Source organism: Streptomyces sp. NRRL B-3229 (assembly GCF_000719505.1).
In the GTDB taxonomy this organism is placed as follows: Bacteria; Actinomycetota; Actinomycetes; order Streptomycetales; family Streptomycetaceae; genus Streptomyces; species Streptomyces griseorubiginosus.
The window spans coordinates 1-22,184 of the sequence record NZ_JOGP01000013.1; the positions used below are offsets into that span (position 1 = coordinate 1).

At 71.7% G+C, this 22,184-nt stretch carries 21 protein-coding genes and 1 pseudogene; 15 read left to right on the plus strand and 7 right to left on the minus strand.

The features are described from left to right. Positions 1-159 precede the first annotated feature (159 nt). Together IF54_RS0121925 and mycP are read left to right on the plus strand one after the other, a co-directional pair. Positions 160-963, plus strand: a complete 804-nt coding sequence (locus tag IF54_RS0121925) for a hypothetical protein (RefSeq protein ID WP_030321262.1) — start codon at positions 160-162, stop codon at positions 961-963. Further along, positions 960-2,165 carry a type VII secretion-associated serine protease mycosin gene (gene mycP, locus IF54_RS0121930; RefSeq protein WP_030321264.1) on the plus strand — a complete coding sequence of 402 codons (1,206 nt, stop codon included), beginning with the start codon at positions 960-962 and terminating at the stop codon, positions 2,163-2,165. The genes IF54_RS0121925 and mycP overlap by 4 nt, the downstream gene beginning before the upstream one ends. 112 nt (positions 2,166-2,277) lie before the next feature. Here mycP and IF54_RS0121935 read toward each other — a convergent pair whose 3' ends face one another. Further along, the gene (locus IF54_RS0121935; RefSeq protein ID WP_030321265.1) at positions 2,278-3,291 is read right to left on the minus strand and encodes a serine hydrolase; all 1,014 of its coding nucleotides are present in this window, start codon (positions 3,289-3,291) and stop codon (positions 2,278-2,280) included. 150 nt (positions 3,292-3,441) lie between these two features. Here IF54_RS0121935 and IF54_RS0121940 point away from each other — a divergent pair, with 150 nt between their 5' ends. Next, entirely contained in the window at positions 3,442-4,173 is a 732-nt protein-coding gene (locus IF54_RS0121940; RefSeq protein WP_030321267.1) for an SseB family protein, read from the plus strand. A 157-nt stretch (positions 4,174-4,330) separates the two neighbouring features. On the opposite strand, the gene IF54_RS0121945 is transcribed toward IF54_RS0121940, so the two are convergent. Next, positions 4,331-4,696 carry a DUF1844 domain-containing protein gene (locus tag IF54_RS0121945; RefSeq protein WP_030321270.1) on the minus strand — a complete coding sequence of 122 codons (366 nt, stop codon included), beginning with the start codon at positions 4,694-4,696 and terminating at the stop codon, positions 4,331-4,333. 346 nt (positions 4,697-5,042) lie between these two features. Here IF54_RS0121945 and infC point away from each other — a divergent pair. From infC to IF54_RS0121995, 10 genes and pseudogenes are all read left to right on the plus strand, one after another. Continuing rightward, positions 5,043-5,733: pseudogene (gene infC, locus IF54_RS0121950) on the plus strand (translation initiation factor IF-3). A 110-nt stretch (positions 5,734-5,843) separates the two neighbouring features. Next, positions 5,844-6,038 carry a 50S ribosomal protein L35 gene (gene rpmI, locus IF54_RS0121955; RefSeq protein WP_003977225.1) on the plus strand — a complete coding sequence of 65 codons (195 nt, stop codon included), beginning with the start codon at positions 5,844-5,846 and terminating at the stop codon, positions 6,036-6,038. 97 nt (positions 6,039-6,135) lie between these two features. Next, on the plus strand, positions 6,136-6,519 hold the full coding sequence (gene rplT, locus IF54_RS0121960) for a 50S ribosomal protein L20 (protein WP_020137982.1): 384 nt from the start codon (positions 6,136-6,138) through the stop codon (positions 6,517-6,519). Between the two features lie 127 nt (positions 6,520-6,646). Further along, entirely contained in the window at positions 6,647-7,489 is an 843-nt protein-coding gene (locus tag IF54_RS0121965) for a TrmH family RNA methyltransferase (protein ID WP_030321276.1), read from the plus strand. A gap of 49 nt (positions 7,490-7,538) precedes the next feature. Then, positions 7,539-8,657: a sensor histidine kinase gene (locus IF54_RS0121970; protein WP_030321278.1), complete on the plus strand. Its 1,119-nt coding sequence runs from the start codon at positions 7,539-7,541 to the stop codon at positions 8,655-8,657. 304 nt (positions 8,658-8,961) lie between these two features. Then, positions 8,962-10,107 (plus strand): phenylalanine--tRNA ligase subunit alpha, encoded by a 1,146-nt coding sequence (gene pheS, locus IF54_RS0121975; protein ID WP_030321279.1) that lies wholly within the window; start codon positions 8,962-8,964, stop codon positions 10,105-10,107. Continuing rightward, complete coding sequence (pheT, locus tag IF54_RS0121980; RefSeq protein ID WP_030321280.1) at positions 10,107-12,605, plus strand: phenylalanine--tRNA ligase subunit beta; 2,499 nt, start codon at positions 10,107-10,109, stop codon at positions 12,603-12,605. The genes pheS and pheT overlap by 1 nt, the downstream gene beginning before the upstream one ends. A 235-nt stretch (positions 12,606-12,840) precedes the next feature. Next, complete coding sequence (locus IF54_RS0121985; protein ID WP_030321282.1) at positions 12,841-13,887, plus strand: PP2C family protein-serine/threonine phosphatase; 1,047 nt, start codon at positions 12,841-12,843, stop codon at positions 13,885-13,887. 220 nt (positions 13,888-14,107) lie between these two features. Then, positions 14,108-15,448: a hypothetical protein gene (locus tag IF54_RS0121990; RefSeq protein ID WP_030321284.1), complete on the plus strand. Its 1,341-nt coding sequence runs from the start codon at positions 14,108-14,110 to the stop codon at positions 15,446-15,448. A 75-nt stretch (positions 15,449-15,523) separates the two neighbouring features. After that, entirely contained in the window at positions 15,524-16,069 is a 546-nt protein-coding gene (locus IF54_RS0121995; protein ID WP_030321286.1) for an NUDIX hydrolase, read from the plus strand. Between the two features lie 25 nt (positions 16,070-16,094). Here IF54_RS0121995 and IF54_RS0122000 read toward each other — a convergent pair whose 3' ends face one another. Together IF54_RS0122000 and IF54_RS0122005 are read right to left on the minus strand one after the other, a co-directional pair. Continuing rightward, positions 16,095-16,352, minus strand: coding sequence for a hypothetical protein (locus tag IF54_RS0122000; RefSeq protein WP_030321291.1), 258 nt, complete (start codon positions 16,350-16,352; stop codon positions 16,095-16,097). 230 nt (positions 16,353-16,582) lie between these two features. Further along, positions 16,583-17,458, minus strand: coding sequence for a 3-hydroxybutyryl-CoA dehydrogenase (locus IF54_RS0122005; RefSeq protein WP_030321293.1), 876 nt, complete (start codon positions 17,456-17,458; stop codon positions 16,583-16,585). Positions 17,459-17,640: 182 nt separating this feature from the next. On the opposite strand from IF54_RS0122005, the gene IF54_RS0122010 reads away from it, so the two are divergent. Continuing rightward, a complete protein-coding gene (locus IF54_RS0122010) occupies positions 17,641-18,867 on the plus strand; it encodes a glycoside hydrolase family 10 protein (RefSeq protein WP_030321296.1) in 1,227 nt (408 codons plus the stop codon). A gap of 1 nt (position 18,868) precedes the next feature. On the opposite strand, the gene IF54_RS0122015 is transcribed toward IF54_RS0122010, so the two are convergent. Beyond that, a complete protein-coding gene (locus IF54_RS0122015; protein ID WP_030321299.1) occupies positions 18,869-19,069 on the minus strand; it encodes a DUF1918 domain-containing protein in 201 nt (66 codons plus the stop codon). An 85-nt stretch (positions 19,070-19,154) separates the two neighbouring features. Further along, positions 19,155-20,066 carry a DMT family transporter gene (locus tag IF54_RS0122020; protein ID WP_030321302.1) on the minus strand — a complete coding sequence of 304 codons (912 nt, stop codon included), beginning with the start codon at positions 20,064-20,066 and terminating at the stop codon, positions 19,155-19,157. Here IF54_RS0122020 and IF54_RS0122025 point away from each other — a divergent pair. After that, the gene (locus tag IF54_RS0122025; RefSeq protein ID WP_030321305.1) at positions 20,065-21,498 is read left to right on the plus strand and encodes a PLP-dependent aminotransferase family protein; all 1,434 of its coding nucleotides are present in this window, start codon (positions 20,065-20,067) and stop codon (positions 21,496-21,498) included. The two genes, IF54_RS0122020 and IF54_RS0122025, sit on opposite strands and share 2 nt — an antisense overlap. Here the strand turns inward: IF54_RS0122025 and IF54_RS0122030 are convergent. After that, positions 21,495-22,118, minus strand: coding sequence for a DUF6461 domain-containing protein (locus IF54_RS0122030; RefSeq protein ID WP_030321307.1), 624 nt, complete (start codon positions 22,116-22,118; stop codon positions 21,495-21,497). The two genes, IF54_RS0122025 and IF54_RS0122030, sit on opposite strands and share 4 nt — an antisense overlap. Positions 22,119-22,184: the final 66 nt, after the last annotated feature.

Below are 22,184 nucleotides of genomic sequence, written 5' to 3' on the forward strand. Positions count from 1 at the left end.
CCCATGCCCTCCACGCCCCCCGCACCCACCCAACCCCCCTCCCACCAGGCGGCATCGGCCCCGGCACCCCGCGCCACCCCCTTCTCGCCCGACCCCGCCCTCTCCTGGAGCGCCTCGCTGCCCCCGCAGGCCGGGCCTCCCGGCAGCGGGCGGCCCGTCGTGTCGTTCGGGGAGCCCGAGGTCGGCTACCGGGAGCGGTCGTGGCTGTTGCGGATCCCGCCCAGGGTCGCCGCCGCTGCCGGGTCCGTCGTGCTCGGACTCGGTCTCATCGGCGGTGCCGTGACCGGGAGTTGGCTGATCGGGGACTCGGGCGAGGACGGCGGCGGCGATCGCTTCGCGCAGGCCGGTGAGCTCTGGCACAGCGTGCCCGTGGACCAGCTGTTCCCGCCGACCGTGGACGGCCAGGGCGCCGGCCCCGGCGGAGCCGACCGCACGTGGACGCGGATCGCCGTCGCCCCGGACAGCGGCTGCGCCGGCGCGTTCGACCCCCTGCTGCGCAAGGCCCTCGCGCCCGTCGGCTGCGAACGCCTGCTGCGCGCCACCTACACGGACGCCACCCAGAGCTACGTCACCACCGTCGGCCTTCTGTTCACCGACGGCGACGCCACCGCCATGCGCGAGCTCGACCAGCGCTTCACGAAAGAGGGCCTGGACAAGCGCACCGACCTGATGCCCCTCCCGTACGCCGCGAAGAACACCCTCGCCGCCGACTTCGGCGCACGGCAGCGGGGCTCGTGGACGATCTCCGTCCTCACCGAGGCCCCGGTCGTCGCCTACGCCGTCTCCGGCTGGGTGGACGGCCGAGCCGTCGACACCCCGGAGCCCGCCGCGCAGGCCATGGAGCCGGGCGACACCAGCCCCGCCGCGCAGGCCGGGCTCGGCAACGAGGCCAAGGGACTGGCCGACCGGGTGGAACGCGCCCTGCGCAAGACCGTCATCTCGCCCTCGGAGCAGCCCTCATGAGCCTCACGACCCACAGGGCAGGTCTCCGGAGTGTCACCACCCGCAGGGCAGGTCTCCTGAGCGTCCTCCTCGCCGCTTCCGTCGCCCTCGTCCCGCCCACCGCCGCGCACGCCGACGGCATCCGCGCCAAGCAGTGGGCCCTGGACGCCATGCACACCCAGCAGGCCTGGCAGACCACCAAGGGCGCCGGAGTCACCGTCGCCGTCCTCGACACCGGCGTCGAGAACGACCATCCCGACCTCGTCGGCAACGTCCTCACCGGCAAGGACATGATCGGCTTCGGAGCCGTACGGGGGCAGCGGCCCTGGGCCCGGCACGGCACCGCCATGGCCGGCATCATCGCCGGCCACGGGCACGGCGTCGGCAACGACGACGGTGTCATGGGCATCGCTCCCGAGGCCAAGATCCTCCCCGTCCGCGTGATCCTGGAGGACGACGACCCGGCCCGTGCCAAGGCCCGCAACACCCGGGGCAACGCGCTCGCCGAGGGCATCCGCTGGGCCGCCGACCACGGCGCCGACGTCATCAACCTCTCCCTCGGCGACGACTCGGCCTCCGCGCACCCCGAGGCCGGTGAGGACGACGCCGTCCAGTACGCCCTCAGGAAGGGCGCCGTCGTGGTCGCCTCGGCCGGCAACGGCGGCGAGAAGGGCGACCACATCTCGTACCCGGCGGCCTACCCGGGCGTCATCGCGGCCACGGCCGTCGACAAGTTCGGCACCCGCGCCTCCTTCTCCACCCGCCGCTGGTACGCCACGGTCGCCGCCCCCGGCGACGACGTCGTCATCGCCGATCCCGACCACAAGTACTACGAGGGCTGGGGCACCAGCGCAGCCTCCGCGTTCGTCTCCGGCGCGGTCGCCCTGATCAAGGCCGCGCACCCGGACCTGACGCCGGCCCAGATCAAGCGCCTCCTGGAGGAGACGGCCCGCAACGCCCCCGCCGGCGGCCGGGACGACTCCCGCGGCTTCGGCTTCGTCGACCCCGCGGCCGCGCTCAAGGCCGCGGCCCGGCTGCGGCCGTACGACCTCCAGTCGGCCGCCTACGGCAAGAAGTACTTCGGCTCGGGCCCGGACATCGCCACCTCGCAGGACGACACGGCCAGTTGGGCGGCCCCGCTGGCAGGAGGCGTCGGCGTCGGCCTGCTGGTCGTCGCGGTGGTCCTGTGGCGAGGCCGCCGACGCTCCCACGCGGACTTCTGACCGGGACCCCGATGCCTGCGTCCCTCAGGGGCGCGATCAGGCACCCGGCACCGCAGCCACCCGGCACCGCAGCCACCGGCACCAGTAGCCGCGCGGCACCCGCAGCCGCGCGTCAGCGCGAGACGGAGGCAGCCGACGCCCCGGCCCTCGCCTCCGCGGCGGTATCCGTATCCGTATCCGCCTCCGCATCCGTGAACACCGACACCGCCGCCTTCGCCGCCGCCTCCACCAGCGAAATCCCCTCCGCCTGCGTGGAGTTGCCGTTCGACAGCACGGCCACCAGATACGCCCGCCCGTCCACCGACACCCGGCCGATGCTGTTGACGTCCCACAGCCCGGTCGTACTGCGCGGCAGCCACCCGTTCTTCAGCGCGAACCCGGAGCCGTCGGCCGCGGCGGAGACCCCCCACCGCTGATCGGCCTCGATCTGCCCCATCAGCCCCTGGAGATACGACCGCGAGGCCCGGCTCAGTGCCGAGTCGTCCCCGAACACCTGCTGGAGCAGCGTGAGTTGATCGGCCGCCGTGGTCTGGGTCAGTCCCCACAGCGCGCCGTCACCCCCCTCGGTGCCGGTCAACCCGAACGTCTTGTTGGCGGCGTCGAGCCCCGCCGCCTTCCCGATCGCGTCCCACAGCGCCGACGCCGAGGCGTTGTCGCTGTTCTCGATCATCGAGGTGGCGTACGCCTTCTCCCCGGCGCTGAGCGGGGTCCCGGCCTCCTGGTGCCGGAGGAGCAGCGCGGCCAGGATGTCGACCTTCACGATGCTCGCCGTGTCGAAGGCGCTCTCGCCGTACACCGCGCTGTCGCCGGAGTCCATGTCGAGCACCGCCACCGACACCTTGGCCCGGCCCGTCACGGTCACCGACTTCATGGCACTCGCGAGCCGCTCGTCGAAGTCCACCACCGGCTCCGCCACGGCCGCCTCCTGAGTCGTGGTCGCCGGCGGCGGGGAGGCCGACGGCGTCGCGGCCGACGATACGGCCCCGCCCCCGGAGTGCGCCTGCGCCTTCATGCAGACCGTCCCCGCGGCCGTCGCACCGGCCACGACGACCGAGGCGAGCGCGAGGGACAGCAGGGGCCGGTGGGACCTGCGGGCGCGGCGACTGACGGCTCTGGAGGACTCCATGGCGCCGATGCTCGGGCCGCCGGCTGTGCGGGACGTTGGACGGACGTTAGAGCTGTGTCAGCGATCGCTGAAAAACCTGTGAAAGCCGTCACGGGCCGGTTTCCGGGCCCGCACAACAGCAAGAGCAACCCCCCGATAGGGTCGGTGACCGTGGCGAACAAGAACATTCCCGACCCCGGCTTCTCCGACGACGACGGCTCCGCCGATCCACGGCTGAGCGCGGCGCTCGCGGCCTGGGCCGGGGACCGCGCCGCCGTGGGCCCCGTCCTGGAGGCGCTCAAGGGCGCCCGGCTGCTCGTCCCGGTGGTCGCCGTGCTCGGCGAGGTCGAGGAGGACGAGAACGGACTGCGCCGCGAGAAGACCAGCGACATGGCCGTGCCGACGCTGAAGGCCGGATCCCGGACCGCGCTGCCCGCCTTCACGTCCACCGACTCCCTGGCCCGCTGGGACCCCGAGGCCCGCCCCGTCGCCGTACCCCTGCACCAGGCGCTCCAGGCGGCGGCGCACGAGAAGGCGGACACCGTCGTCCTGGACCTGGCCGGCCCGGTGCCCTTCGAGCTGACCGGTTCCGCCCTGCTCGCGCTCGCCGAGGGCCGCTCGAACGCCGATCCGCTGGCCGATCCGGCCGTGATCGGGGCCGTACGGGACGCCGTGGCCGCCGAGTCCGCCGTGCTGCGCGCGCACCTCGGGCCGGGGCAGGCGGACGGCACCCTCGCCCTCGTGCTGGAGCCGTCCGCGGCGCCCGCGGACGCCGTGCGGGCCGTCGCCGAGCGCCTGGCCGCCGACGAGACACTGAGGGCCCGCCTGGTACGCGGCCTCGACCTGGCAGTCCTGCCGGCCGGGGCCACGCCTCCGGGCGAGCCCTTGTACGTACGGGGATGAGCCGGTCGTAGGTCGGCCCGCCGGTGCGTACGGAGACGGGCCGTTCGGGGGTCGGCCCGCCGGTGCGTACGGCGACGGGTTCGTCATGTGCCGGCCCGGTCGCACGTAGGGAGACGGGTCGGTCGTGGGCCGGTCCGGTCGTACGTACGGGGACGACCTAGCCGTAGATCGGCCCGGTGTACTTCTCTCCGGGGCCCTGGCCCGGCTCGTCCGGGACCAGGGACGCCTCGCGGAAGGCCAGCTGGAGGGACTTCAGGCCGTCCCGCAGCGGGGCCGCGTGGAAGGAGCTGATCTCCGTCGTGGACGCGTCCAGGAGGCCGGCCAGGGCCGTCACCAGCTTGCGGGCCTCGTCCAGGTCCTTGTACTTGTCGCCCTCCTCGGTCAGACCGAGCTTCACGGCGGCGGCGCTCATCAGGTTGACGGCGACCGTCACGATCACCTCGACGGCGGGGACCTCCGCGATGTCGCGGGTCATCTCGTCGAAGCCGGGGGAGTCAGGGGACGCGGGAGGGGTGTCACTCATGTCCCACACGATAGGGCCCGGTGCAGGCCGGTTCGCACCACCCCCCGGATGCTGCTAACCTTGTGTGACGACCGGCCGGACACGCCTGTGTGAAAGTGTGACCGGCCCACAAGTGGAGGCTCCGATCTCCCACCCGACCGCCCTCCGGGGAGGCGGGTCACCCCGGTCAGGCGGCCACCATCGTTCCGTACGGACGATGGAGTCGCCCGAAAGCGCGCCCCGCGTCCTCGCGGCGGTGCTCCGGCAGTGTTTGGAGCCCCGTCTGTGATCGTCCGGGGCATTTTTTGTGCTTCGGCGCGGTTAGGTCTGTCGATAAGAGACAAACGCGGCTGTCCGCCAGACCGCCGTGTGGTGCTAACCGAGGAGGATCCATCAGCGCCGAGCCCCGCATCAACGACCGGATTCGCGTTCCCGAGGTGCGACTTGTCGGTCCCAGTGGCGAGCAGGTGGGCATCGTCCCGCTGGCCAAGGCACTGGAGCTTGCGCAGGAGTACGACCTGGACCTGGTCGAGGTCGCGGCGAACGCCCGTCCGCCCGTGTGCAAGCTCATGGACTACGGGAAGTTCAAGTACGAGTCGGCCATGAAGGCCCGTGAGGCGCGCAAGAACCAGGCGCACACGGTCATCAAGGAGATGAAGCTCCGGCCGAAGATCGACCCGCACGACTATGACACCAAGAAGGGTCACGTCGTCCGGTTCCTCAAGCAGGGCGACAAGGTCAAGATCACGATCATGTTCCGTGGTCGCGAGCAGTCCCGGCCGGAACTCGGCTACCGACTGCTTCAGCGTCTCGCGGAGGACGTGGCCGACCTCGGGTTCGTCGAGTCGAACCCGAAGCAGGACGGCCGGAACATGATCATGGTTCTCGGTCCGCACAAGAAGAAGACCGAGGCGATGGCCGAGGCCCGCCAGGCGCAGGAAGCCCGCAAGGCAGACGCGAAGGCCAACCCCGGCAAGTCGCAGAACGCCGCGGAGGCCGACCACGACGAGGTCGTGGCCGACGTCGAGGCCCCTGCCGAGGCATCCGCCGAGGCGTGATCCGAAGGGACGCGAGTCCCCGACGACATAACCGACACAACACGACGTTCCACCGTGCCCGGTTTCACGACCGGGCACCGGAACGCCACCGACGAGGAGAGAACGGCGCTATGCCGAAGAACAAGTCGCACAGCGGTGCCAGCAAGCGCTTCAAGATCACCGGCTCCGGCAAGGTGCTCCGCGAGCGCGCCGGCAAGCGCCACCTGCTCGAGCACAAGTCGTCCCGTGTGACGCGTCGCCTCACCGGCAACGCCGAGATGGCCCCGGGCGACGCCGCGAAGATCAAGAAGCTTCTCGGCAAGTGAGGCCGGGCGCCCAGCGCCTGAAGCACCTCTAGACCGGGACCCAATCGATACCGGGCCGTGTGAGTCCAACCACGGCCCCGCTACAAGGAGTTAACAAGTGGCACGCGTCAAGCGGGCAGTCAACGCCCACAAGAAGCGCCGGGCGATCCTCGAGGCGGCCTCCGGCTACCGCGGTCAGCGTTCGCGCCTGTACCGCAAGGCCAAGGAGCAGGTCACCCACTCGCTGGTCTACAACTACAACGACCGCAAGAAGCGCAAGGGTGACTTCCGCCAGCTGTGGATCCAGCGCATCAACGCTGCTGCCCGCGCCAACGGCATCACGTACAACCGCTTCATCCAGGGTCTGAAGGCCGCGAACATCGAGGTCGACCGCAAGATCCTGGCCGAGCTGGCCGTCAACGACGCGACCGCGTTCGCCGCGCTGGTCGAGGTGGCGCAGAAGGCCCTGCCGGACGACGTCAACGCCCCCAAGGCGGCCTGACGCCGCGCTGGGCCGAGGCCGAGTGACTGAACGGACCCGCGGGTTTTTTCCTGCGGGTCCGTTGCGTTGAGCAGCGGGTTCCTGCCTGCGGGTCCGTTGCGTCGAACCGATGGTGAGAGTGAGTCCGATGAGTGCTGCCCCCGAGCTGATCTCCCCCCGTTCCGCCCGCGTCTCGGCGGCCCGGCGGCTCGCCCGGCGGAACTTCCGGGGCAAGGAGCGGCTGTTCCTGGCCGAGGGGCCGCAGGCCGTGCGGGAGGCCGCGGGGCACGGACTGGTGGAACTGTTCGCCACCGTGGAGGCGGCGGAGCGGTACGCCGACATCATCGAGGCCGCGCGCGCCGTGGACGCCCGGGTGCACCTCGCCGCCGAGGACGTCATCGCCGACATCTCCACGACCGTCACCCCCCAGGGGCTCGTCGGGGTCTGCCGATTCCTGGACACCCCCTTCGAGGAGATCCTCGCCGCCCGGCCGAAGCTCGTCGCCGTGCTCGCCAACGTGCGGGACCCCGGCAACGCCGGCACCGTCCTGCGCTGCGCCGACGCCGCCGGCGCCGAGGCCGTCGTCCTGACCGACGCGTCCGTCGACCTCTACAACCCCAAGGCCGTACGCGCCTCCGTGGGCTCCCTGTTCCACCTGCCCGTCGCCGTCGGCGTGCCCGTGGAAGAGGCCGTCGAGGGGCTCAAGCGGGCCGGGGTGCGCATCCTCGCCGCCGACGGGGCCGGTACCGACGACCTCGACGACGAGCTCGACCAGGGCACCATGGGCGGCCCGACCGCCTGGGTGTTCGGCAACGAGGCCTGGGGGCTCCCGGAGGAGACCCGCGCCCTCGCGGACGCCGTGGTGCGCGTCCCGATCCACGGGAAGGCCGAGAGCCTGAACCTCGCCACCGCCGCCGCCGTATGTCTCTATGCGTCAGCCCGTGCACAGCGCGCCTCCGGAGGGTGCCGCTCCGTCACCGAGAACCAGTAGGGTGACCAGCTCGGGGGCCCCTCAGACGCCTGAGAGGTGGGGTGCTGGGATGAGTGTCGGCACGAGGAGCGCGCAAGGCGTGTCCGAGGCCAGCGCCGGTGGTCTCGTCGAGCTCGGCATCGATCCCGACCAGTTGCCCGACGGGCTGGTCGTCGCGGACGAGCAGGGCCGGGTGATCTGCTTCAACGCGGCCGCGGCCCGCATCACGGCCCTCCCCGCCGAGGACGCCCTCGGACAGCGGCTGGAGAAGGCCCTCCCCTTAGAGGACCTGGAGGGCCGGCGCTGGTGGCAGCTGACCGATCCCTACGGCGGTCTCGCCATCCGCAGCCGGCAGCCCGAGCGGAACCTGCTGCTGCCCGGCGGCCGTGAGGTCCTGGTCTGCGCGCAGTACGTGCGCACCGAGCCCACCGGACCCGTCCACCGGGTCGTCGTGACCCTCCGGGACACCGAGGCCCGCCGCCGTACCGAACGCAGCCACGCCGAGCTGATCGCCACCGTGGCCCACGAGCTGCGCTCCCCGCTCACCTCCGTCAAGGGCTTCACCGCGACCCTCCTCGCCAAGTGGGAGAGGTTCACCGACGACCAGAAACGGCTGATGCTGGAGACCGTCGACGCGGACGCCGACCGGGTCACCCGGCTCATCGCCGAGCTGCTCGACATCTCCCGCATCGACTCCGGGCGCCTTGAGGTGCGTCGCCAGCCCGTCGACATCGGCGCCGCCGTCGGCCGCCACATCCAGGCGTACGTCGCCGCGGGCCTCGCCGCCGACCGGTTCCTGCTCCGCCTGGAACAGCCGCTCCCCGCGCTCTGGGCCGATCCCGACAAGATCGACCAGGTGCTCAGCAACCTGCTGGAAAATGCGGTGCGGCACGGCGAGGGAACCGTCACGATTGACATCACGCCCACGGCGTCCCCCCGGGAGGGAGAGGACACCGGCACGTCGGTCACGGTGAGCGACGAGGGCCCCGGCATCCCGGAGGAGTCCATGAACCGCGTCTTCACCCGCTTCTGGCGGGGCAGCAAGCGCGGTGGCACCGGACTCGGGCTGTACATCGTCAAGGGCATCGTCGAGGCCCACGGCGGCACCATCACGGTCGGCCGCGCCCCCGAGGGCGGCGCGGAGTTCCGATTTACGTTGCCCGTGAGCGCTCCGGCCTATCTCACCTGAGATCCGCCCGAGCCGCCCGCGGGCTCATTCGTACACCCGGGTGCCGCTCTCGTACTGAGCGCCGGCCTGCGACGCCTGGCACCGCACCTCGCCGCGTTGCCGGAAGCCCCCAGTAGCTCCGCTACGAGGACCTTCCGGCGCCTTGCGACGCACGGCACCAGACGCCCCACGCTGATCGGACGCCCAGTCCGAGAGCGGCCCCCAACCCCGTTAGACTCGGCCTTTGGCACCCATGTGTCCTGCACACGGCCCTCTGCGCCGCTCACGGGGACCATCCGCCAGCCAACCGGAAGCACGGGAAGAGATGTCGGCACCGAATAAGTCGTACGACCCGGTAGAGGTCGAGGCCTTGAAACCGGAAGAGATCGAGCGCATGCGGGACGAGGCGCTCGCCGCCTTCGCCGCCGCGGACTCGCTCGACGCGCTCCAGGAGGCCAAGGTCGCCCACACCGGCGGTACCTCCCCGCTGGCCCTCGCCAACCGCGAGATCGGCGCCCTGCCCCCGCACGCCAAGGCCGCCGCCGGCAAGCTCGTCGGCCAGGCCCGGGGCGCGGTGAACAAGGCCCTCGCCGGACGCCAGTCCGAGCTGGAGGCCGAGCGGGACCAGCGCGTGCTGGTCGAGGAGGCGGTGGACGTCACGCTGCCGTACGACCGCGTACCGGCCGGCGCCCGGCACCCGCTCACCACCCTCTCCGAGCGCATCGAGGACGTCTTCGTGGCCATGGGCTACGAGGTCGCCGAGGGCCCGCAGGTCGAGGCCGAGTGGTTCAACTTCGACGCGCTCAACATCGGCCCGGACCACCCGGCCCGCGGCGAGCAGGACACCTTCTTCGTCCAGGCTGCACCTCATAGCGGCTCCGCCGCGGGCTCGCGCGGCACCGAGTCCGGTGTCGTGCTGCGCACCCACACCTCGCCCGTGCAGATCCGCTCGCTGCTCTCCCGTGAGCTGCCGGTCTACGTGATCTGCCCGGGCGTCGTCTACCGCACCGACGAGCTGGACGCCACGCACACCCCGGTCTTCCGCCAGGTCGAGCTGCTGGCCGTCGACGAGGGCCTGACCATGGCCGATCTCAAGGGCACCCTGGACCACATGGTCCAGGCGCTGTTCGGCGAGGGCATGAAGACCCGGCTGCGCCCGAACTTCTTCCCCTTCACCGAGCCGTCCGCCGAGATGGACATGGTGTGCTACGTCTGCCGCGGCGAGTCCGTCGGCAACCCCGACCGCCCCTGCCGTACCTGCTCCTCCGAGGGCTGGATCGAGCTCGGCGGCTGCGGGATGGTCAACCCCAAGGTGCTCACCGCGTGCGGCGTGGACCCGGAGAAGTACAGCGGCTTCGCCTTCGGGTTCGGCATCGAGCGGATGCTGATGTTCCGCCACAACGTCGAGGACATGCGAGACATGGTCGAGGGTGACGTCCGGTTCACCCGGCCGTTCGGGATGGAGATCTGATGCGGGTCCCGCTTTCTTGGCTGCGGGAGTACGTCGACCTGCCGGCGACCGAAACCGGCCGTGACGTCCAGGCCAAGCTCGTTTCCGCGGGTCTCGAGGTCGAGACCGTCGAGCACCTCGGCGCCGACCTCAAGGGCCCCCTGGTCGTCGGCCAGGTGCTGACCATCGAGGAGCTGGAGGGCTTCAAGAAGCCGATCCGCTTCTGCACGGTCGACGTCGGCCAGGCCAACGGCACCGGCGAGCCCCAGGAGATCGTCTGCGGCGCCCGGAACTTCTCCGTCGGCGACAAGGTCGTGGTCGTGCTCCCGGGGGCCACGCTGCCCGGCGGCTTCTCGATCTCCGCCCGCAAGACGTACGGCAAGACCTCCCACGGCATGATCTGCTCCGGCGACGAGCTGGGCATGGGCGACGACGGCAGCCACGGCATCATCGTGCTGCCCCCGGAGACCGAGGTCGGCAAGGACGCCATCGAGCTCCTGGAACTGGTCGACGAGGTCCTGGACATCGCCGTCACCGCCAACCGCGGCGACTGCCTGTCCATCCGGGGCGTGGCCCGCGAGGCCGCCATCGCCTACGGCCTGCCGCTGAGCGACCCCGCGCTGCTCGACGTCCCCGGCCCGAACGCCTACGGCTACCCGGTCGAGGTCTCCGACCCGCTCGGCTGCGACCGCTTCACCGCGCGCACCGTCACCGGTCTGAGCCCCGAGGCGCGCTCGCCGATCTGGCTCCAGCGCCGGCTCCAGAAGGTCGGCATGCGCCCGATCTCGCTCGCCGTCGACGTCACCAACTACGTGATGATGGAGCTCGGCCAGCCGCTGCACGCCTACGACCGTTCCCTGGTCCAGGGCACCATCGGCGTCCGCCGGGCGACCGAGGGCGAGCAGATCAAGACCCTCGACGGCGTCGAGCGGAAGCTGCACGCCGAGGACCTGGTCATCACGGACGAGCGGGGTCCGATCGGTCTCGCGGGTGTCATGGGCGGCGCCAACACCGAGATCGCCGACCACTCCGAGGCCGAGGGCACCACCGACGTCGTCATCGAGGCCGCCCACTTCGACGCGGTCTCCATCGCGCGTACGGCCCGTCGCCACAAGCTGTCCTCGGAGGCGTCCCGGCGCTTCGAGCGCGGTGTCGACCCGGCAGCCGCCGCGGCCGCCGCACAGCGCACCGTGGACCTCCTCGTGCTGCTCGCCGGCGGCACCGCCGAGGCCGGTGTGACCGAGGTCGTCGCCCCGTCGGCCCCGCACACCATCAGTGTCCCGGCGGACCACCCGGACAAGGTCGCGGGCGTCTCCTACGGCCGCGAGACCGTCGTACGGCGGCTCCAGGAGGTCGGCTGCGACGTGTACGGGCAGGACGAGCTGCTCGTCACCGTCCCGTCCTGGCGTCCCGACCTCCAGGAGATCAACGACCTGGCCGAAGAGGTCATCCGCCTGGAGGGCTACGAGAACCTGCCCTCCACGCTCCCCAGGCCTCCCGCGGGCCGCGGCCTGACCCAGCGCCAGCGGCTGCACCGCCGGGTGGGCCGGGTGCTGGCCGGTGCCGGGTACGTCGAGGCGCCGAACTACCCCTTCCTCGGTGAGCAGGTCTTCGACCAGCTGCTGCTGGACGCGGACGACCCGAAGCGCCGGGTGGTGAAGCTCACCAACCCGCTCAACGACGAGGAGCCCGCGCTCCGTACGTCCCTGCTGCCCGGCCTGTTCGGGGCGCTGCGCCGCAACGACGGGCGGGGCTCGCACGATCTGGCGCTGTTCGAGACGGGGCTGGTCTTCCTGCCGCGCGAGGAGCAGCGGATCGCCGCGGTGCTGCCGGTGGACCGGCGCCCCACCGACGAGGAGATCGCCGAGCTGGACGCCGCGCTGCCCGAGCAGCCTCGCCATGTGGCCGTGGTGCTCGCCGGTGCGCGCGAGCAGGCCGGCTGGTGGGGCAAGGGCCGTCCGGCCGACTGGGCCGACGCGGTCGAGGCGGCACGGGTGGTCGCCCGCGAGGCCGGGGCCGAACTGGTCGTCCGGGGTGGGCAGTACGGGCCGTGGCACCCGGGCCGGTGCGCCGAGCTGGTGGTCGGCGACACCGTCGTCGGTCACGCCGGTGAACTGCACCCGCGGGTCGTGAAGGCGTTCGGGCTGCCCGCGCGCACGTCGGCGATGGAGCTGGACCTGGACGCCCTGGAGGCGGCCGGCGACGACACCCCGCAGGCGCCGCGCATCTCCACGTTCCCGGTGGCCACGCAGGATGTCGCGCTGGTCGTGGACAAGTTCGTGCCGCATGCCGAGGTCGAGGCGGCGCTGCGTGACGGGGCGGGTGAACTCCTCGAGGGCATCCGGCTGTTCGACGTGTACGAGAACGAGGAGCAGCTGGGCGACGGGAAGAAGTCGCTGGCTTATGCGCTTCGGTTCAGGGCCGGTGACCGGACTCTGACCGTGGATGAGGCGTCGGCTGCTCGGGATGCGGCCATTGCGCTGGCGGGGGAGCGAACCGGGGCGGTGCTGCGCGGCTGAGCGCCGTGGGGGTTCTGCCGGTGGCCGGCCGCGGCGCCGTCGTGGCTGGTCGCGCAGTTCCCCGCGCCCCTATGGGGGGCTGCGCCCCCATATCCCCGATATCAGGTCACCTCACTCGATAGAGTGAGTTCTGCTGGTGATCTGGTCCTTTTGGTCCACGCGCTCGACAGAATCGGACCGGCCTTTCGAGGCCGGTCCGATTGCGTGTGCAGGGCCTAGTTGGGGGGCCATCGGCATGATGCGCTTCAAGGCTGCGGTTCCCCGGCGGGGATTGCTGCGCCGTGTGCTCTCGATGGGGCTGCCCACCATGTGGGGTGCCGTCGCGATCACCTACAAGCTGACCTGCCCGCTCGCCCAGGAGAACGGCCTCGGGGCACGGGTCGCCACCAGCGCCGTGTTCTTCGCCGTGGGCACCGGGTTGATCATCCATGTCCGACGTGCCCTGCTCCGCGAACTGCGGCAGGCCCGGCAGATCGCGGGTGCCGCCCAGAGCGCGCTGCTGCGGCCGCTGCCCCCGCGCGTCGACGGCCTCACCGTCGCCGCCGCCCAGCTGTCCGCCGACCGGGGCGCCACCATCGGCGGCGACCTGTACGAGGTCGTCGCCACCGAACACGGCGTACGGGTCGTCATGGGCGACGTCCGCGGCCACGGCCTCGCCGCCATCGGTACGTCGGCCGCGGTCCTCGGCAGCTTCCGCGAGGCCGTCCACGACGAACCCGACCTCGGCGGAGTGCTCCGCAGACTGGACCGCGCACTCGCCCGCCACCTCCGCGACCGTGCCGAGCGGGACAGCACGGCCGCGGAGGACTTCGTGACCGTGCTGATGCTGGAGATCGCGCGGGACGGTGAGCTCAGGGCTCTGAACTGCGGTCACCCGTGGCCGTACCTGCTCAGCGGGTCGGTCGTCGAGCCGCTCTCCTGCGCGGACCCGATGCCGCCTCTGGGACCGTTCCCCCTGCCCGCCGACTTATCGGGCCTCCAGTGCGGCCACCTGCTGCCGGGCGAGACCCTGGTCCTGCACACGGACGGCGCGGAGGACGCCAGGGACACCGGTGGCCGGTTCTTCTCGCTGCGTGAAGCACTCGGTGGTTCCGCGGGAAGGCCCCCTCAAGCCGTACTGGGCAGGGTCTTCACAGCACTGCTGGACCACACGGCCGGCACACCGAAGGACGACGTGGCCTTACTCGTCCTGAGGAACGAGGGTCAACCGCATCCCGCTCAAGGGGCGCGGAGAACTGCGCGACCAGCCACGACCCACCCGCAGCCGACAACGCACCTCTAGCCGCACCCAGATGTTCCACCGTCAAGCCGCCGGCCAGGCCACCGCACTGTACGAGGGGGAGCCGGCGGCCCGGCCGAGGCCTCTTGCGAGGCATTTCAGTCAACCGGCCCGAAACTCTCCGCAACAGTGCGCACACCCTGCGGATTCGCGCACTCCGATCACACCCCGTGTGAAGGCGGACCCACTAATCTGACGGCACCGAGCCACCCGGGGGGCATTCATGCAGCCCAACACTCTGCTCGACGCGATCCTGGACGAAGCCGGGATCTCGCACGCCGGGCTTGCCGCACATGTGAACCAGGCCGGCCGGGCGCGCGGCCTCGCACTCAGGTACGAACACACCGCCGTGGCGCGGTGGTTGAAGGGCCAGCGCCCGCGAGGCCAGGTGCCCGACCTGATCTGCGAGGTGCTCGCCCGCCGGCTCCGACGCCCCGTCACCCTCGACGACATCGGCCTCGGCGTGCCCGGTGAACCCTCCGCCCCGCACGGCACCTCCCTGTCCGGCTTCGTGGAGCGGGCCACCGCCCTGTGGCGCTCCGACGAACAGCAGCGCCCGCACATCCTGGGCGCCCCCGCGGTCACCGGCACACCCGCGGTCATGCCGGTGTGGGAGTGGGAGAACCCGCCCGAGGACGTCGACGTCTCCCGCGGCGGCCGGCACCGGGTCACCCGCGCCGACCTCGAGATGCTGCGCGCGGCCCGCACCCACTACGAGCAGATGTACCGCAAGGCCGGCGGGGTGGCGACCCGGAGCCGGATCGTCGGCTTCCTCAACGCCGAGGCGGCCCCGCTGCTGCGCGGCAGCTACACCGACGAGACGGGCCGCCAACTGCACCGGGCCACCGGAGGGTTGGTGGCCGTGGCCGGTATCTGCGCCTACGACTCCGACGCGCACGGCCTCGCCCAGCGCTACTTCCACCAGGCCCTCAGGCTCGCCAAGGCCAGCGGCGACCGGGGACTCGGCGCCTATGTGATCGCGCTGCTGGTCAACCAGTCCCTGTTCATGCGGGAGTACCGCCAGGCGGTCGCCTTCGCCGAGGCCGCGCTCCGGGCCGCCGGCAAGCACATCACCCCCGCGCTCGCCTGCGATCTCTACGCGATGCAGGCCAAGGCGTACGCCCACCTCGGCGACGGCACGACCGCGCTGTCCTGCATCCGGCGGGCCGAGCAGGCCGCCGAACGCATCCGGCGCGGATACGAACCCGACGAGACGGGCTATGTCCAGCCGGGACTCGTCAACGTCCAGGTGGCGGAGGCGCTGCTCAGTCTCGGCGAACTCGCGGCCGCCGCCGCGCACGCCGCGGCCGCCGTCGACAACCCTGCCCACGACCGGGGCCGGGTGCACCGGCTCGCGATGCTCAGCACGATCGAACTGCGCCAGGGCAACGCAGACAAAGCGGTGGCCACCGCCGTGCAGATGGCGGAACAGGCGCGGGGAATGGAGTCCCAGCGCCTGCGCGACAGACTCAGAGCGGTCCGTGAGCATCTGGTCCGGAGCGGCTGCGCGGGCACGTCCGAGGCAGCCGAACTGATCGACGGCGCACTGCGCGTGCCCCTGTAGGTCGGCACGCGGACGCCGACACCCCACAGTCCCTGCTGCGATATTGCCACTTACTCGACGGAAGGTGGCAGAACCGTGCAGTGGACGAAACAGAACGAACAAACTGTGTATGAAAACCGCTGGTTCAGCGTCAATCTCGCCGATGTCGAGCTGCCGGACGGCCGGCATCTCGACCACTTCCTGATACGGCTGAGGCCGGTCGCGGTCGCCACGGTGGTGAACGAGGCCAACGAGGTCCTGCTGCTGTGGCGGCACCGCTTCATCACCGACAGCTGGGGCTGGGAGCTAGCCGCGGGGGTGGTCGAGGACGGAGAGGACATCGCCGTGGCGGCCGCCAGGGAACTCGAGGAGGAGACCGGCTGGCGGCCGGGGCCGCTCCAGCACCTGTTGAGCGTGGAGCCCTCCAACGGGCTCACCGACGCCGTGCACCACATCTACTGGGCCGACGAGGGCGAGTACATCGGGCACCCCGTGGACGACTTCGAGTCGGACCGCCGGGAGTGGGTCCCGCTGAAGGTCGTTCCCGACATGGTCGCCCGTGGGGAGGTCCCGGCCGCCAACATGGCGGCCGCGTTACTGCTGTTGCACCATCTCAGGCTCGGTCAGGACATCCTGTCCTGATCCCCCACCCGGCTGTCCCGAGGGCTCAGTGTCCGAAGGCCTGCCAGATCGCCACGACGAGCGCGCCCACGGCGGTGATCGCCGCGACCGCGGGGAGCGGCCAGCGGGCGTGCTCCAGGGCGATGATCCGTGCGCTCAGATCGTCGATCTCCTTGTCCGTCTCCTCCGTACGATGACTGAGAAGGGCGAGGCCGCCCTCGACCCGTGCGTACGCGACGTCGAGGCGACGTCGTAACTCTGCGAGTTCTCCATGGACCACGGGATGCTCCGGTTCGGCGGTCACAGGTCCGCTCCTTTCCGTAGTCGTCACATCCCTTGCATGCGCATGAAGAGTCAACTCGCCTGGTGGGTGCGTGGGGAGAGTGTGCGACGGGCATATGCGGGCCCGGGGCGCACACGGTGTGTGAATGACACGGGCCCGGCGCTCCGAGGAGAGCCGGGCCCGTGGCCGTAGCACTGTGTCATCGGCACCCTGGAACGGACAGGGTGCCGGTCGGACGCAGGTGATACGGGTCAGTTGTAGGTGTAGAAGCCCGAGCCGGACTTGCGGCCCAGCCGGCCCGCGTCGACCATGCGCTGGAGGAGCGGGGGAGCGGCGTACAGCGGCTCCTTGTACTCCTCGTACATCGAAAAGGCGACCGAGGCGACGGTGTCCAGGCCGATCAGGTCGGACAGCTTCAGCGGGCCCATCGGGTGGGCGCAGCCGAGCTCCATGCCGTTGTCGATGTCCTCGCGGCTCGCGATCCCCGACTCGAACATCCGGATCGCGGACAGCAGGTACGGGATCAGCAGCGCGTTGACCACGAAGCCGGAGCGGTCCTGGGCGCGGATGGCGTGCTTGCCGAGGAGCTTCTCGGCGAAGGCCTGGGCGCGGGCCAGGGTGCCCTCGGACGTGGTGAGCGCCGGGATCAGCTCGACGAGCTTCTGCACCGGGGCCGGGTTGAAGAAGTGGATGCCGACGACCTGGTCGGGCCGCGAGGTGGCCACCGCCAGCTTCACCAGCGGGATGGAGGAGGTGTTGGAGGCCAGGATGGCGTCCGGGCGGGTCACCACCTGGTCGAGCACCTGGAAGATCTCCGTCTTCACCTGCTCGTTCTCCACCACGGCCTCGATGACGAGGTCGCGGTCCGCGAACTCGCCGAGATCGGTGGTGAAGGAGAGCCGGGCCTGGGTGGCGGCCAGCTCGTCCGCGCTGATCTTGCCGCGTTCGGCGGCCTTGGTGAGGGAGTTGAACAGCCGGGTACGGCCGATCTCCAGGGCCTCGCCGGTGGTCTCGGCGACCTTCACGTCCAGACCGGCGCGGGCGCACACCTCGGCGATGCCCGCCCCCATCTGGCCGCAGCCCACCACTCCGACGCGCGCGATGTCTCCCGCCGGGAAGTCCGTCACTTCGTACCTTTCGCTGGTCTTCGCCTGCCGGCAGGTTCGCCGTGGTCCGGCTCCTGCTCCGTTCGAGCACGTTACTCCCAAGTATCGATGATCGATCGCCTGGGGCGGTCATCCGTCGGGCATTCTGGGGCGCTGAGACGATCCGTGACCGAGCGGATCCATGGTGTTGGGGGAGTGTGCACATGGGACGTCTGTCGCGCCGGGCCTTCACGCTGGCCGCGTTGTCGACCCTCACGACGGCCTCGGGAGCGGCGGCCACGCCCCGGCGCCCGTGGTGGCTGCCGACCGAGATGCGGGGCGTGTGGCTGGCCACCGTGTCCAACCGGGACTGGCCGTCGAAGCCCGGGCTGACCGCCGCGCAGCAGCGCGCCGAGCTGATCGCCCACCTCGACCGGGCCGCGGCGGACCGTCTGAACACGGTCATCCTCCAGGTACGGCCCACCGCCGACGCCCTGTGGCCCTCGCCCTACGAGCCCTGGTCGCAGTACCTCACCGGGACACAGGGCAAGAACCCCGGCTGGGACCCGCTGGGCACGGCCGTCACCGAGGCGCACCGGCGGGGCCTGCAACTGCACGCCTGGTTCAACCCGTACCGCGTCGCCAACCACACGGACCCGACCAAGCTGGCCGCCTCCCACCCCGCCCGCAGGCACCCGGACTGGGTGGTCCCGTACGGCGGGAAGCTCTACTACAACCCCGGGCTGCCGGAGGTGCGCGCCTTCGTCGAGAACGCGATCCTCGACGCGGTCCGCAAGTACCCCGTGGACGCGGTCCACTTCGACGACTACTTCTACCCGTACCCGGTGGCCGGCCAGACCTTCGACGACGACGCGGCCTACGACCGCTACGGCGGCGCCTTCGTCAACCGGGCCGCCTGGCGACGGGACAACATCGACAAGCTGGTCCGGGAGACGGCGGCGGCCGTCCGGCGGATCCGGCCCACCGCGCAGTTCGGCATCAGCCCGTTCGGGGTCTGGCGCAACGCCGCCACCGACCCGCTGGGCTCGGACACACGCGCGGGCGTGCAGTCGTACGACGACAACTTCGCGGACACCCGCAAGTGGGTGCGTGAGGGCTGGATCGACTACCTGGTGCCGCAGCTCTACTGGAACATCGGGTTCGCCGCCGCGGACTACGCCAAGCTGGTGCCCTGGTGGGCGGAGCAGGCGCGCGGGAGCAGGACGAAGCTGTACCTGGGCGAGGCCCTCTACAAGGCGGGGGATCCGGCGCAGCCCGCTGCCTGGCAGGACCCCGCGGAGCTGTCCCGGCACCTCACGCTGGCGCAGCAGTACGCACAGGTGCGCGGACATGTCTTCTTCGCCGCGCGCGAGATCGCCTCCGACCCGATCGGGGCGATGGCCCGCGTGGTGGCCGACCACTACCAGGTGCCGGCGGTGCCACCGCGCTGAATCAGCGGCCCGTCCGGTGCAGGCGGTGCCTGATCTCGGTGTCGGGGCCCGGTGAGCACACGCCCTCGTGCCCGTCCTCGAAGCGGACGCGGTACGGGGGGTTGCCCTCCTGTCCCATCACCTCGACGATCTCGCCGACCTTGTCCTGCTGTCCGACCACCCTGCCGTGCTGGACGAGCTCGTCGCCCACGGTTGCGCGCATCAGCCGTGCCTCCTCACCGAGTGAGCGGTCCGTGGCCTGATTTTACGGCGCGGGGGCCCACCGGGAGCCGGCGCGTACGCGCCGCTCAGCCCCGCGCCCGCTGGGTGACCGCGATGCACACCAGCACCGCCGCGGCCGTCAGCGGGGCGGCCACCGTCAGGTGCTCGCCGAGCAGCAGCACCGACCACACCAGTGTGAGCAGGGGCTGGGCAAGCTGCAACTGGCTGGCCTTGGGGATGCCGATCGCCGCCATGCCCCGGTACCAGACGACCAGACCGACGAACTGCGAGCCTGCCGCCACCCACAGCAGCCCGGCCACGCTGTGCGCGGTGAGGTGCACCGGCTCGTGGGACAACGCGAGCGCCGCCGCGGGCACGCTGAGCGGCAGGCACAGCACCAGAGCCCAGGCGATGACCTGCCAGCCGGGCATGGTCCTGGCGAGCCGGCCGCCCTCGGTGTAGCCGGCCGCGCACACCAGCAGCGCGGCGAAGAGATACAGGTCGGCGGTGGTCAGGGCGCCGCCGCTCTGCTGCACGGTGAAGGCCACCACCGCGGCCGCGCCGGCGAGCGCCGCCGCCCAGAAGGTCCGCGAGGGGCGGGTGCCGACGCGCAGGGCGGACAGCAGCGCGGTCGTCAGGGGGAGCAGACCGACCACGACGGCCGCGTGTGCGGTGGTCGACGTCCGCAGGGCCAGCGTGGTCAGCAGCGGGAACCCGACGACCACCCCGGCCGCGACGACCGCCAGCCCTGGCCAGTGCGCGCGGGCCGGCAGCGGGATCCGCAGCGCCAGCAGACAGCCGCCCGCGACGAGTGCCGCGAGAACGCTGCGCACCGCGACCAGGGACCAGGGCCCGAACCCCTCCAGGCCCCACGCGGTGGCGGGGAAGGTGAGGGAGAACGCGGCGACTCCGAGGGCGGCCTGGACGGTGCCGAAGGTCCTCGCGGGGGCGGGAACCGCTATCCGGGTCGGCGCAGTAGCGCTACTCTGTACTCTCATGCAAGAGCGTAGCAGCGTCGATGAACTGGCGGAACGGCTGAGGCGGGAGCTGGACCGCTACTCACCTGGTGGAAAGCTCCCGTCGAGCCGGGTCCTCGTCGATCGCTTCCGGGTCAGCCCCGTGACCGTCTCCCGCGCCCTCGCCCAGCTCGCCGCCGAGGGGCTGGTGGTGACCCGCCCGGGCGCCGGTGCCTTCCGTGCCCGGGCCCGTACCGTCTCCACCGCGACCGGGGACACCTCCTGGCAGGAGGTCGCGCTGAGCGCGGACGGCGCCGCCGACCTCGTACCGCGCTCGGTCGACGCGTCCGGCGTCCTGGTGTCGCTGGCCGCCCCGCCGCCCGGCGTGATCGAGTTCAACGGCGGCTATCTGCACCCCTCCCTCCAGCCCGAGCGCGCGATGTCCGCGGCCCTGGCCCGCGCGGGCCGCCGCCCCGGCGCCTGGGGCCGACCGCCCACCGAGGGTCTGCCCGACCTGCGCGAGTGGTTCGCGCGCACCATCGGCGGAGCCGTCACCGCGGCCGAGGTGCTGATCACCGCGGGCGGCCAGTCCGCGCTCACGACCGCCCTGCGCGCCCTGGCCCCGCCCGGCGCCCCCGTCCTGGTCGAGTCGCCCACCTACCCCGGCATGCTGGCGATCGCCCGGTCGGCGGGTCTGCGTCCCGTCCCCGTCCCGGTGGACGCGGACGGGGTGAAGCCTGCCCTCCTCGCCGACGCGTTCCGGGCGACCGGTGCCCGGGTCTTCGTCTGCCAGCCGCTCTTCCAGAATCCGACCGGCGCGGTGCTGGCCCCCGAGCGCCGCGGCGAGGTGCTGCGGATCGCCCGCGAGGCCGGCGCGTTCGTCGTCGAGGACGACTTCGTACGGCGGCTGGTGCACGAGGACGCCGGGCCGCTGCCGCGCCCGCTGGCCGCTGACGACCCCGACGGAGTCGTGGTCCATGTCAGCTCGCTGACCAAGGCGACCTCGCCGAGCTTCCGGGTCAGCGCCCTGGCCGCGCGCGGGCCGGTGCTCCAGCGCCTGCGCGCGATCCAGATCGTCGACACGTTCTTCGTGCCCCGCCCGCTCCAGGAGGCGGCCCTGGAACTCGTCGGCTCCCCGGCCTGGCCCCGCCATCTGCGGTCGATCTCCACCGAGCTGAAGGCCCGCCGCGACACCATGACCACCGCGCTCCGGCTGGAGCTCCCCGAACTGTCCCTCCCGCACGTCCCGTCGGGCGGCTACCACCTGTGGCTGCGGCTGCCCGACGGCACGGCCGAGACCGCTCTGACGACGGCCGCCCTCCGTGCGGGCGTCGCGATCACCCCCGGCCGCCCCTACTTCAGCGCCGAACCCCCGGCCGGACACCTCCGCCTGAGCTTCGCCGCGGTGGCGGGTCCCCAGGAGATCCAGGAGGGCGTACGACGGCTCCGTACGGCCTGCGAGGAGGTGCTCTAGCCGCGCGGGACCGGCGCGACACCGCACAGGAACTCCGCGCCGGCGAACAGCTCCGGGGTCAGGCGTATGCCGGTGAGGCGGTGGGCCAGGGCGAAGGAGGCGCCGGTCAGGGAGGCGTAGTAGTCGTTGTCGTCGTCCTCGTCACGTTCGCTCAGGTCGAAGCCCGACTCCCGCATCTCGGCGACGAGTTCGTCGGGGTGGCTGCCGTAGCGCGTGTCGGCGAAGAGCGGTTCGAAGTGCAGCCGCAGATCGCCGTCCTCGTACCAGCAGAAGCGGTCCACCGCGTTGACGTTGAGGAAGTGCGAGACGATCCGGCGGCCGCGCGAGAGCGGCAGCATCGCCTCGTCGGTGACGCCGAGGTAGCCGTTGCACTCGACCATCAGCGTCCAGTCCCGTATCGCCGTGGCCCCGACGAAGAGCTGGAAGGGCGTATGGACCTCGTACGAGGGCTCGCCCAGCGCGTCCACGCCGGTGATCCGCTGCCCTCCCTCGGCTCCCAGCTCCCGCAGCAGCTCCGCGGGCGTGAGGCCCCGGACCAGCGTGAGGCAGTACGCCTCCATCAGGAGTTCGTACCCGTCCTCGAGCCACGCGTAGTCCGTGGCTGTCGTCATCCCCGTCATGTCCGCAGCATCGCACCCGGCACTGACAACACCCTCCGGGCCCCGGAAAACCGTTCGACGCCAACG

Bases quoted from the DNA above. Each gene is read 5' to 3' on its own strand.
- pheT (WP_030321280.1), top strand. From the start codon at position 10,107: ATGCGGGTCCCGCTTTCTTGGCTGCGGGAGTACGTCGACCTGCCGGCG.
- IF54_RS0122030 (WP_030321307.1), bottom strand. From the start codon at position 22,118: ATGACGGGGATGACGACAGCCACGGACTACGCGTGGCTCGAGGACGGG.
- IF54_RS0121970 (WP_030321278.1), top strand. From the start codon at position 7,539: ATGAGTGTCGGCACGAGGAGCGCGCAAGGCGTGTCCGAGGCCAGCGCC.
- IF54_RS0122010 (WP_030321296.1), top strand. From the start codon at position 17,641: ATGGGACGTCTGTCGCGCCGGGCCTTCACGCTGGCCGCGTTGTCGACC.
- rpmI (WP_003977225.1), top strand. From the start codon at position 5,844: ATGCCGAAGAACAAGTCGCACAGCGGTGCCAGCAAGCGCTTCAAGATC.
- pheS (WP_030321279.1), top strand. From the start codon at position 8,962: ATGTCGGCACCGAATAAGTCGTACGACCCGGTAGAGGTCGAGGCCTTG.
- IF54_RS0121985 (WP_030321282.1), top strand. From the start codon at position 12,841: ATGATGCGCTTCAAGGCTGCGGTTCCCCGGCGGGGATTGCTGCGCCGT.
- IF54_RS0122020 (WP_030321302.1), bottom strand. From the start codon at position 20,066: ATGAGAGTACAGAGTAGCGCTACTGCGCCGACCCGGATAGCGGTTCCC.
- mycP (WP_030321264.1), top strand. From the start codon at position 960: ATGAGCCTCACGACCCACAGGGCAGGTCTCCGGAGTGTCACCACCCGC.
- IF54_RS0122015 (WP_030321299.1), bottom strand. From the start codon at position 19,069: ATGCGCGCAACCGTGGGCGACGAGCTCGTCCAGCACGGCAGGGTGGTC.
- IF54_RS0122025 (WP_030321305.1), top strand. From the start codon at position 20,065: ATGCAAGAGCGTAGCAGCGTCGATGAACTGGCGGAACGGCTGAGGCGG.
- IF54_RS0121945 (WP_030321270.1), bottom strand. From the start codon at position 4,696: ATGAGTGACACCCCTCCCGCGTCCCCTGACTCCCCCGGCTTCGACGAG.
- IF54_RS0121935 (WP_030321265.1), bottom strand. From the start codon at position 3,291: ATGGAGTCCTCCAGAGCCGTCAGTCGCCGCGCCCGCAGGTCCCACCGG.
- IF54_RS0121990 (WP_030321284.1), top strand. From the start codon at position 14,108: ATGCAGCCCAACACTCTGCTCGACGCGATCCTGGACGAAGCCGGGATC.
- IF54_RS0121965 (WP_030321276.1), top strand. From the start codon at position 6,647: ATGAGTGCTGCCCCCGAGCTGATCTCCCCCCGTTCCGCCCGCGTCTCG.